This window comes from Xanthobacter aminoxidans (genome assembly GCF_023571765.1).
GTDB classification, from domain to species: Bacteria; Pseudomonadota; Alphaproteobacteria; order Rhizobiales; family Xanthobacteraceae; genus Xanthobacter; species Xanthobacter aminoxidans.
The window spans coordinates 231,038-242,177 of the sequence record NZ_JAMJXC010000008.1 but is presented as its reverse complement, the minus strand read 5'-3'; the positions used below and the strand labels follow the sequence as shown (position 1 = coordinate 242,177).

The window sequence follows — 11,140 nt, the reverse complement described above, 5'->3', positions numbered from 1 at the left end:
GCCGTGACCCGTTCAACCGCCTCCCGCTTGAACGCCTCTGGAAACACCCGACGCCGTGCGCCCATCGAACACTCCTGTGAAGCTCGCCAAAGCTAGCATGGGTGTCCACCAAAACGGGGGACGATCACTAAGGGAAAGAATGGTGAGATCCGAGCCATCTGCCGCTCGCTCAGCAGGAACAAATCACCCACGGCCGCCTCCTCATTGGAGACTTTGAATCACGTCCACAGCGCAATCAATAGGTCCTGATCCTCGCTCATGACGGTTTGTTTCATTTTCAGAAAAATCCTGAAAACCAACATAAAGAAATCGAAATATAAGATTATTCAATAAAAAAACCGCATTGTCGAGTATCCTGCGCGTGATCACCACATTTCGTCACACGCCAATCAGCAGGATCCAGACCACCGCCACCGCCATGCAGGCGAGTGCCACGGGCACCCCCGCGCGCGCGAACTCGCCAAATGAGATCCTGATGCCGCAGACCGCGGCCTGCTCCACCACGATGATCCCGGCAAGACTTCCGAACACGATGAGGTTGCTGGAAAATCCAGTCCCCAGCGCGAGCGCGGCGCCAAGCGCGTCGGCCAGCGCCCGGGTGTGACCGGGTTCGAGGAACGGCACCAGCAACATCACCGCGGGGTTGTTGCCCACCACATTGCTGAGCACGCCTGACACCAGGAATAGGGACAGGGGATCGTTGAGGTTAATGCCGGCGCCGCGCATGTCGTTCAATAGGCTTTGCGGCAGCCCTGTCGCCGCCATGGCCGCATTGACCACGAACAGCCCCATGATGAGCAGCAGCAGATTGCCGTCCACATGCTTCAGCATGTCGCTTGAGGCGATCCGCCGGTTGATGAGCAGGATGCCGGCGGCGCCCAGCGCGATGAGGTCGCGCGGCCAGTCGCTCACCACGAAGGCGAGCACGACCAGGAACGTGGCCACCCCGGCCTTCAGCGTTTCCGCCTTGTCAAGCTGCGTCGCTACCACCGGATGCTCCCGCTCCAGCTGCGGGGAGGTCCAGCGCCCGTGATAGCGGCAGACGATGAGCCCCCACACCAGGGGCAGCGACAGCAGGGCCGGCACCGCCGCCACCATCAGGAAGCCATTGAACGACAGGCCAAGCTGCTGCGCCGCGATCATGTTCTGCGGGCTGCCGATCAGGGTGCCGGCGGATCCGGTATTGGCGGCGAAGCAGAAGCCCAACAGGAAGGGCACCGGGTTGAGACCCCGCGCCAGCGTTACCGAGACCAGGAGCGGCGTCATCGCCACCACCACCACATCGTTGGTGAGGAGCGCCGACAGCAGACCGCCGACGGCGACGAGCACCGCCAGCAACACTGGCGCGCTGACCGGCAGCGTTGTCACCTTCTGCGCCGTCCACCCATAGAACCCCGACACCACGAATGCGGCGGACACCACCATCAGGCCGAACAACATCCCCACCGAGCTGTAGTCGATGGACTCCCAGGCAGTCTTGGCGCTGATGCTGCCCGCCACCATCATAGCAAGGGCACCGACGATGGCCGCGCCGGTGCGGTCTACCTTGAAGCCCGGCAGCTTACCTAGGCCCATGGCCACATAGACCAGAAGGAAAACGAGAAGGGTAACGCCCATGGGCCCCGCCATCGGTGATGCCGGAACCGGACGAGCCCCTCCGCGACCTGCCTGGAAAGACACGCGCCGCAAGAACCGTCCGGCCAAGCCGGGAAACTTTCACGATTCGTCCGGTTGCGAAAATGTTCGGCCAGCCGGATGTCGGGCCTTGCCCTTCTCCGCCTGTAACGCTTGGTGATAATCCTTGCGGATCTGTTCCAGATTCACGGTCGGTGTCGGCAGCTTCAGGTTCATCTCGTCGAGCGTCTCCTCGATGATCTTGGAGACGGCGAGGTTGCGGAACCATTTGTGGTTGGAGGGGATCACATACCACGGCGCATGCTTGGTGGAGCATTTCGCCAGCATGTCCTCATAGGCCGCGATGTACTGGCCCCAGAACGCCCGCTCCTTGTAATCGGCTTCCGAGATCTTCCACTGCCGTGCCGGATCGTCGAGGCGCTGGGCGAACCGGGCGAGCTGCTCCTCCGGCGTGATGTAGAGAAAGAACTTGAGGATGGTGACCCCAGCCTTTGTCAGCAGCTTCTCGAAGTCGTTGATGATGTCGTAGCGCTCGGACCAGACGTCCTTCGGCACCAGATCGTGCACCCGCACCACCAGTACGTCTTCGTAATGGGAGCGGTTGAACACTGCCACCTCGCCGAGGCCCGGTGCGTGCGGATGGACCCGCCACAGGAAATCATGCAGGCGCTCTTCCGCGGTCGGCTGCTTGAAGCCCGTTACGGAGGTTCCCTGCGGGTTCATGGCCGCCATCACATGCCAGCAGGTGCCGTCCTTGCCGGCGGCGTCGATGCCCTGGAGCACAACCAGCAGCGCGTGCTTCTTCTCGCCATAGAGCTTCTGCTGCAGCTCCGCGAGGCGGGTGACATTCTTGGCGAGATCGTCCTTGGCGTGCTCGGCGGAGGCGTAATCGCCGTGGAAGGCGGCATCCACGTCCTTCAGCCTCACCAGGGTGCCAGGTTCGACGACGAGCTTCTTGCGCAGGCCCATCCTGCTCTCCTCTCAGGTGAAATCACCGCCGCTCGCGCCCAAGGATGGCCCTTGGAGCCGCCCCGTTGCCGGGCGCCGCCCACGGAGCCGAATCGACATGAACACTTTAGAGCCTGTTTGGAAATTATGGATGAGAGACCTGCGCGCAGACATTCTCCAGCGTCGTTACAACGTCCTCGGTACGATAGCTGAAGCGCGGATCGACCACCGGCGAGAACTGCGAGAAAGTGTCGACCACGGTCAGCACGCGGATCTTGCGGCCGGTGGCGAGTTGGTCGTGAACAAAGTCCATCGCCCAGACATCGTTCGGCCGCGCCGCCGGAGCCCGGTCTTCTCTCAGCTTCGCCTTCACCCGGCGTTTCGGCGTCTTGTTGCGCAACTGAAGGCCCAACTCATTGTAGAGCTGGCGGGTTCGCTTCTGATTGACATGCCATCCCTCCCGTCTGAGTAGGACCTGGACCCGTCGATAGCCGTAGCGCACGCGGGTCTCGCAGATCGTCTTGATCCGTGCTGCGAGGCCGGCCTGGTCGGTTCGATGAGGCTTGTAGTGATAGGTCGAGGTGTCCACCTCAAGGACCGCGCAGGCCCGCCGGATCGACACCTGCCACTCGCTGCGCACCGCATCGACGAGCTCGCGCTTGCGACCAGGCCTTACATTTTTCGGCGCATGACGTCCTGCAGCATCTCCCGGTCCAGGGACAGATCCGCCACCAGCTTCCGCAGCTTGGCGTTCTCATCCTCGAGCTGCTTCAGCCGCATCTCCAGCGGCGCCATCCCCTCGTACTTCTTCTTCCAGTTGAAACAGGTCGCCTGGCTGATGCCCGCCCGGCGGCAGATGTCCGCCACCGGCATCCCATCGGCGCCCTGCTTGAGAATGAACGCCTTCGGGCCTCCGAAAACTTCGATGCCTTCATCGTCTTCCGCTCCTCGCGGCCAAGGGATGACAGTGCGGAAAAATCTAACTCCGAACGATCCAGTTTTCGGGGATCAGATCACTCCGGTCTGGGCCCTTCGCCGGCGAGGTTGGCGAAGATACGGTCGAAGACCCTGAGCCGGTCCAGCGAATGAAGCGGTTGTACAGCGTCTTGTTTGGGCCGTAGTCCTTCGGCGCATCCTTCCATTGAAGGCCGTTGCGGATCACATTGAGGATGCCGCTCATGACCTGTCCCATTCCGTCCACCATGTTTGAGCATCCGGGGTCGATGCCATCCCCGGTGCAGAAGCTCTCCTGCGAAAAAAGAGGCTGCCCGTCGGCATGATTGGAGATGGCCACCAGGGCGAGGAGCCCCATGGTAGGAGGAGCCCTCACCGGCAGGGGGCGCAGGATGCTCTGGGGAAGAGGTCCGTATCATGCGGCGAGATGCTCGCTTTGGTCCGGTTCCGGATCCTCATCGCCGGCGACTCTTCGGAGAAACCGGGCCAATGCCGCCTTCCGGGAGCCGCGATCAAGCGCGTAGGCGGTCTGCTTGAACTCGATCCCGTCGAGCAGCCCCTGAATGTAGCCGGAGATCGTATCGGCTGCCATGATCAGGGCGGTGTCGAGCGTGTGGATGTAGTTGCTCGTGACCGATCCCTTCGCATGGCCGACCAGGGCGGCGATGGTGACCTCGGTGAAGCCAAGATCGTTCGCGACGCTGGCGAAGCTGTGGCGCAGGATGTGAGGGGTGACGTCGGCCAAGGACGAGCCCGCGAAGATCTTCCTCCAGTGATTGGGGAAGCTGCCGAACGCATTCTCGCCGCCCCGGCCGGGGAACACATAATCTCCGACCGCCTCTTTCCGGCGCCTCTCCAGATATTCCACCACGGGCAGCCCGATGGGCCGAATGGAGCTTCCCTCCTTGCTGTCGATCAGGCGGAGGCAGCTCGAATCCATATCGGCTTCCGCCCATCGGAGCGTGACCATCTCCATGCGGCGGCATCCGGTGAGGGCGATCTGGCGGATAATCTCGACCGACATCCGGTAGCTCTCGTTCTCGGCCGCCGCCTTGAGTAGGTCGCCGAGGACGCGATATTCGGCTTCGCTCAGCCGCCGGGCTCGGACGTTGTCCTTCGGCCGCCGCACGCCGTGCACGGGGTTCGTCTCGATGATCCCGGCTTCGACCGCATAGGTGAGGATACCGCCCAGCAGGCCGATTGTCCGCGTGGCTGTGCCGGCACCGCCTTTCACGATGGACTTGCCGCGCAGCTTCTTCGTCTTGACAGTGACGCGGGTCTTCCCCGCCATGATGTCCTTCATGGCCTTGGTGATGTCGGCTTTGGTCAAGTCCTTGACGCGACGCGAGCCGAGGAGCGGAACGATACGGCGGTGGATGCGGCCAAGATCAGAGGCGATCGTGCTGTGCTTCTTGGGGCGCCCACCCTTTCCGAGGATGAGACCCGCTTTCAGGTCAGCTAGGTAGAGGTCGCAGAGTTCTTTGACCGTGAGCGCGTTGCGATCCAGCAGCCGCTCTTCGGCGGGGTCGTCGCCTTGGGCGATCCGGCCCAACTGCGCCTTGGCTTCCTGGCGCGCACGTTCTGGTGTCCAAACCCCGTGCAGCCCGATCGTGAACCGGCGCGATCGGCCGGCTGATCGATACTGAAGGATGTAGCTTCGCTTCCCTGACGTGAAAACCCGGAGGCCAAAGCCAGGGAGCTCGTCGTCCCAGATCACGTAATCCTTGGCGCCGGCTTCCGCGGCATCGACGGTCCTTTTAGTGAGCTTAGCCATGGAGATTCTCCGCGCCAGTCGCCCCGTCTCGCGTAAGCACCACGTAAGCAGCAGGGCGAAAATCGTAGCGCGGAGAAGGATAGCCTCGGGTAGGGTGCGGCTCAAATTCTTTTTTGGAAACAGTATGATAGCGTATCATTGGGCGCTCCGTCGCAAATTTGACGGTGCTACGGGTAATCCCTCCGAAGGCAAAGGCCGCACGTTCGAATCGTGCCGGGTGCGCCCAATCCCGCAGATCGCCCTCCGCGGCACTCTTGAACCGCCGAACGCGTGGACCTTCGTTTCGGGCTGCCCAACAAGAGTGCCTTCAGGCGTAGAGACGACGGCGTTTGACGGCGGAAAAGTTCGAATAGTTTTGGTCGAAAAGACGCGCGCTTGGCGATAGTCACCACGGCACGGTGCGCGCCTTGCGGTCGAGATACTGAAGGCCGCGCTTGCCCTGTTGGGCGAGCAGGGTGGTGACGATCTGCGGCATGCGACACAAGATGCAAGCGTTCTCCAGGGCATGATTGGTGCCTTCACTCAGGCTTGCGCATCCTGTTCTGTTCGGGCGGCGTCATCCAGGGTCTTCAGGCTGAAGTAGAAGACGCTTCCCTCTCCCACGGTCGAGCGCGCCCTGAGCACGCCGCCGTGCGCGTCGATGATGGAGCGGCAGATGGACAGGCCGATGCCCATGCCGGCGTGCTTGGTGGTGAAGAAGGGTTCGAAGATGCGGGCGAGAACATCCTCGCTCATGCCGCAGCCGGTGTCGGCGATGCTGAGGCGCACCGTCCCCGCGTCCTGAGAGGTCTCGATGGTCAGGCGCCGCCGGCCGGGATCGACCGCTTCCATGGCGTGAATGGCGTTGGTAATGAGGTTGAAGACGACCTGCTGCAACTGGACGGGATCGGCCTCCACGGGGCGCCGGTCCACCGCCAGCAGGTCGACCAGCTCGACCCCGTTCGACTGGAGATCCTTGACCACCAGCCGCATCACGTCCTCGGTGAGATCTTCGAGGCGGATCGGCTCCAGCACCGGGGCGGTGCGCTTGGCCAGCGCGCGCAGGGACTTGACGATGCCCGCCGCGCGCATGCCCGAAGCCCGGATCTGCTCCACGCCCTGCAAGGCCTCGCCCACGTCCGGCTCGGCGCGCCGCAGCCAGCGCATGGCCGCATCGGCGCTCGCGACGATGCTGGTCAGGGGCTGGTTGATCTCGTGCGCGATGGAGGCCGCGTAATTGCCCATGGCCATCATGCGGGAGGCGCGACCGAGTTCCGCGCGCGTCTCTCTGAGATCGAACTCCGCGCTGGCCCGCCGTGTGTTCTCGTCCACGAGATCGTTGTAGAGCCGGGCGGCATCGAGCGAGATGGCCGCCTGCGTCGCCAGCAGTTCCAGCAGCGCCGTGCGGTTTGGCGTGAAGACGTCCGCCGCGAGGTTGTTCTCGAGGTAGAGAACGCCGACGAGACTGCCGCGCTTGATCAGCGGCATGAAGAGCAGGGAGCGCGCGGGCGCCCTCCCGTGGCCGGCGGCGCGCAGGCCCGGTTCCTCGCTGGCGGCATCGGCGAAGACCGCCGTCCTGCGCGTGCGCATGACCGTGTTGAGCATGGCCAGCGGCAGATCCCGTGCGGTGGGAACGGCGGAGTGGACGTCCACTTCCACCTGCTGGTTTTCGACGCGCGCCGAGGCCTCGATCACCGGATCGCGGTCGCGCATGAGGATCAGAAGGCCGTATTGGGCACCGGCATGGACGATCATCTCCCGCATCAAGGTGCGGATGACCTGATCGAGCCCGACCGTCTCGGCCAGCGTTTGCGCGGCCTTGGTCATCACCTCCAGGTTGAGGCCGCCCTGTCCCGCCGGGACGCCCGCGACATCCGCCGTCCCGTCGCCGGCCTGGTGCTGGCGCGCGCCGGCGCCGCCGTCGAGCAGGAGGGGGAAGCTGCGCAGCAACTGGTCCGCCTTCCCCTGCGCGCCCCAGTGCCGGTAGTGGCTGATCGCCGCCTGGACGTATCCGGAGGTGGGAATGCCCAGCCCCGCCTCACGGCAGCAATAGGCCGCCAGCTCGTAGGCCAGCGCCTGCTCATGGACGAACCCGCTGGCCGCCGCCGCGTCTGCCGCCTGCTCGTACAGGCGCTGCGCGTCCGCAGGAATGCCGGAGAGCCGCGCCGCCTCGGCCTCCAGCAGCAGGTGCTTGCACTCGAAGGTGGACGGATTGAACCGGGCGCGATCGGCAAAGCGCCGCCGCAGCTCGTCGATCCTTCCCAGCGCCACCTTTCGGGCGGGCGCGCCTGCGCTGGTGCGGGCCAATGCGAGGGCGAGGAAGAGCGCGCATGAGGCGGTGTCGATGTGCGCCGGCGCCGCCCAGCTCAGCGCCGCCGCCTGTTCCAGCTGGAGGACGGCGCGCTCGAAATCACCGAACAGGAAGGCGGTGACGCCTGCGTAATGGCGGACCCAGAAGAGGGTCGCCAGCGAGGTGATTTCCGCTTCCGGAACGCCCTGCGCGCCGTCATAGTCGCCGGATGCAAGCGTATCCACGAAGCGGGACTGTGCCGCCAGGATGAGCTCGATGTCGCGATACTTGAACTGGCGCGTCCACGCCAATCCTTCCTCGATGTCGTCCCGCACCGCGGAGAGGGGCGCGCCCAGCATGAGCATGTTGGACGCGATGTGGTTGCGGGCATAGCAGGCCCAGCCGAGATCGCCGGCCGTCAGGCCGATCTGCGCCGCCTCGCGTGCACGGTCGAGGGCGAAGCGCAGTGGCCGCGTCCACGCGCCCACCTGGTCGAGGGCCAGCAGAACCGCCGTCTGCTGCGCCTCGTAGCCGTCCCGCTGGACGATATCCTGCGCCATCATAGCGTAGGTCTCGCCATCCTCGTAGGCGCCGTAGAGATCCGCGCAGAACACGCCGAACCACGCAAACCCGTAGGCCGCCTCCGGCGTCATGCCGTGATCGAGGGTGAGTTCGACGATCTTGATCAGATGAAGCACGCGCAGGCCGCCGCGCACGAAGAAGGCCGCGCTCAGGGCAGAGAGCAGGGCGAGCGCCGACCGCATTGCGGGGTCGGTGATTTCCGGCAGGTCGCGCAGGTGGGAGACGTCGAGGGCATTGAGACGGGCGCTGCATGCCTGATAGGCCTGCGCGAGCTGTTCGTCCGTCACGAACCGCTCGAGTTCGACACCGAGGAGGGCGAGCCCTGCCAGGGCCTCGTCGATCGCCCCTTCGTAGTCCGACCGGATGGTCCGCGCGATGGCCTTCAGTCGATAGAGGTCGGCCTGCTCCACCGGAGTGGCGGCGATGGCGAGCGAGCGTTCGATGGCCGGCAGGGCCTCATCGATCCGTCCGAGGGCGATGAGGATTTCGCAATGGAGCCATTTCACTTCCGCGAACAAGGCGCGATGGCTCACCTGCCAGACGTCGGGCATCAGGCTGCGGGCCATCTCGATATGGCCGGCCGCCTGTTGAACGGCGCCGGAATTGCGGGCGTGGCGGGCCGCGGTCCGCAAGGCCCTCACGAAGCTCAGGCGCTCCGCCTCGTCCAGCGTGGTGCGATCTGCGCGCTCGATCTGCGCGGCCATGGCGAAGGCCCAGTCAGCGTCTCCATCGCGCGCGATGGCGATCATGCGCCGGGCGATGGCCAGATGCTCGGCGGGGCGGTCCGGCTCGGGAATGGAGGCGTAGGCGGCTTCGAGCACGCGGTCATGGGCGACGACGTAGTCCGCATCCCGCCGCAGGAGCAGGCCGGCTTCCACGAGCTCGACCGCCACATGCCCTGCCTCGACCTCGGACTGGCCGACGAGGTGCGCAAAGGTCTCGCCTGAAACCCGCCCGCCGACGCTCGCGAGCCGCTGCAGGACACCCCGCTGGCTCGGCGGCAAGGCGTCGAGCCGTTGCAGCATGAAGTCCGAAACCGAATTGTACGCGCCGAAGCGCAGTGCGTCCCAGCGCCAGCGCTGCGCCTCCGGATCGAAGGCGATCACCCGGTCATCGAAAAGCTTCTGCAGGAGCTGCCGGACGAAGAAGGCATTCCCCCCCGTCTTGCGATGGATGCTGTCGGCGAGCTCGCCGAGTTCGGCCGGTGCGCCGTTCAGCGCGCTCGCCACGAATTCGAGGGTCTCCGCGCCCGACAGCGGGCCGACGCGGATCTCCGTTGTCGGCAGCGGGCCGGTGCGCGCCTCCGCCAGCAGGCTGGCCAGCTCCGGATGCCGGGCGACCTCTTCCTCGCGATAGCTGCCGATCAGCAGCGCATGCGGCGGCGCTTCGCGCCACAGGGCCTGAAGGGCGCCGAGGCTCGCCGCATCCATCCATTGCAGGTCGTCGAGGAACAGGACGAGTGGCCGGGATGGCGTTGCGAAGGCCTTGAGGGTCTGGAGCACGATCCGCACCACGCGCGCCTGCGCCATGCTCGCGGCGACCTCGGGCAGGGCGCCCCCGTCCGAGAGAATGAATTCGGCCTCGGGCACGAGGTCGATCAGAAGGCTGCTGTAGCCCGACAGCTGGGCAGCAAGGCGCTCCCGGATGCCGTCCAGCACGTCCGCGCTCTCGCCCAGCGCCCGCATGACCAGGGTGCGCAGCGCCTGGGCGAATGGGGCGTAGGGCATGCCCTCCTGCAGCAGGACGCTCTTGCCGGCCGCGAACTGGGCTTCTGCCGGCAGCCAGGCCTTCGACAATTGCTCCACGAGGGCGGACTTGCCTGCCCCCGCCTCGCCGCGCAGCAGGATCAGCTCGCTCCGGCCCGTTCGGGACACACGCCCGAAGGCCTCCACGAGCTGCGACAGCTCCAGCGCGCGGCCAAACAGCCCGCGTGCCTCGAGCCCCTTGCGCGCGAATTCGCCGCGGCCGAGGGCGAAAGTCGCCGCGCCGTCGCCGGCCGCCAGCGCGGCGCGGGCGAGGCGCAGGTCGATCTGGAGCGCTTCGGTGCTCTGGTAGCGCCGCTCCGGATCCTTGTCGATGAGCTTCATGAGAATGGCATCGAGCATGGGCGGGATATCGCCGCGCACGGCGCCGGGCCGTACCGGTTCGACCGCCACATGGGCGTGCAGCCACTCCGCCATGCTGGTGGCCTGGAGCGGCAGCCGGCCGACGAGCAGCGCATAGAGCAGCACGCCCAGCGAATAGAGATCGCTGCGTGCGTCGCTGGTCGGGCGGTGGAGCCGCGCCTGCTCCGGCGCGGCGTAGGCGATGGCGTCGGCCGCCGTGAAGCCGGCCGCTTGCGGGGCATCCGTGCCTATGGGGCCGACGAGATGGCGGAAGCGGACCCGTCCCCGCTCTTCCAGAAGCACGCTCGGCGGCTTGAGGCCGCCATGGATGGTGCCGAGCGCGTGCAGCCGCGAGAGCGCGGCGGCGATGGCCATGCCGAGATCGAGGAGTGCCTCCGGGGCGAGCGTGCCGGGGGCGAGGTCGTCGAGGCTCGCCATTGGGCGATCCGGGTAGAGGAGGATCACCCGGCTGCGATGCTCCAGCCGCTGGGGCGGATCGATGAGGTCGGAAGGGAGACCCTGCGCCAGGGCCGCCTCCCGATCGAGCAGGGCCGCGGCCGGACTGCCCCGCAAAGCGGATTTCACCCGCCAGCGTTCACCGGTCAGCTCGTCCTCGGCGAGACAGGATACGATGCCGTCAACGGCGCCCTCCGACGTCAGCGCGAGGCGGTCGAAGGATGCGGCGTCCATCCCGCTGCGGAGCGGGGCGCTGTTGCCGTCGATGTCTCGCACGCTGTCCACTGGCGATCTTTCATCCGTTCATTGCATAAATGTACGTAAAATAGATGTTGTTTCTTATTTGTAGTGCGTTATTGCAAGGGCGTCCAGCGCGCCGTTGGCGCTTGCGGCTGGCGGTCGATGCGCCGGAGAGAC

4 protein-coding genes and 2 pseudogenes are annotated in these 11,140 nt (G+C 65.6%); all 6 read right to left on the bottom strand.

Features of this window, described 5'->3' with window-relative positions:
* Positions 1-378: 378 nt before the first annotated feature.
* The 6 genes and pseudogenes from EJ105_RS14670 to EJ105_RS14645 all read right to left on the bottom strand — a co-directional run bounded on the left by EJ105_RS14670 (position 379) and on the right by EJ105_RS14645 (position 11,008).
* Positions 379-1,617, bottom strand: a complete 1,239-nt coding sequence (locus EJ105_RS14670) for an ArsB/NhaD family transporter (RefSeq protein ID WP_250166911.1) — start codon at positions 1,615-1,617, stop codon at positions 379-381.
* Between the two features lie 99 nt (positions 1,618-1,716).
* Positions 1,717-2,604 (bottom strand): polyphosphate kinase 2 family protein, encoded by an 888-nt coding sequence (locus tag EJ105_RS14665; RefSeq protein WP_250166910.1) that lies wholly within the window; start codon positions 2,602-2,604, stop codon positions 1,717-1,719.
* Between the two features lie 127 nt (positions 2,605-2,731).
* Positions 2,732-3,518, bottom strand: a pseudogene (locus tag EJ105_RS14660) (IS3 family transposase); the annotation flags it as partial.
* Between the two features lie 93 nt (positions 3,519-3,611).
* Positions 3,612-3,769, bottom strand: a pseudogene (locus tag EJ105_RS14655) (transposase); the annotation flags it as partial.
* 183 nt (positions 3,770-3,952) lie between these two features.
* Positions 3,953-5,311: a tyrosine-type recombinase/integrase gene (locus EJ105_RS14650; protein ID WP_250166909.1), complete on the bottom strand. Its 1,359-nt coding sequence runs from the start codon at positions 5,309-5,311 to the stop codon at positions 3,953-3,955.
* Between the two features lie 522 nt (positions 5,312-5,833).
* Entirely contained in the window at positions 5,834-11,008 is a 5,175-nt protein-coding gene (locus EJ105_RS14645; RefSeq protein WP_250166908.1) for a trifunctional serine/threonine-protein kinase/ATP-binding protein/sensor histidine kinase, read from the bottom strand.
* Positions 11,009-11,140 lie beyond the last annotated feature (132 nt).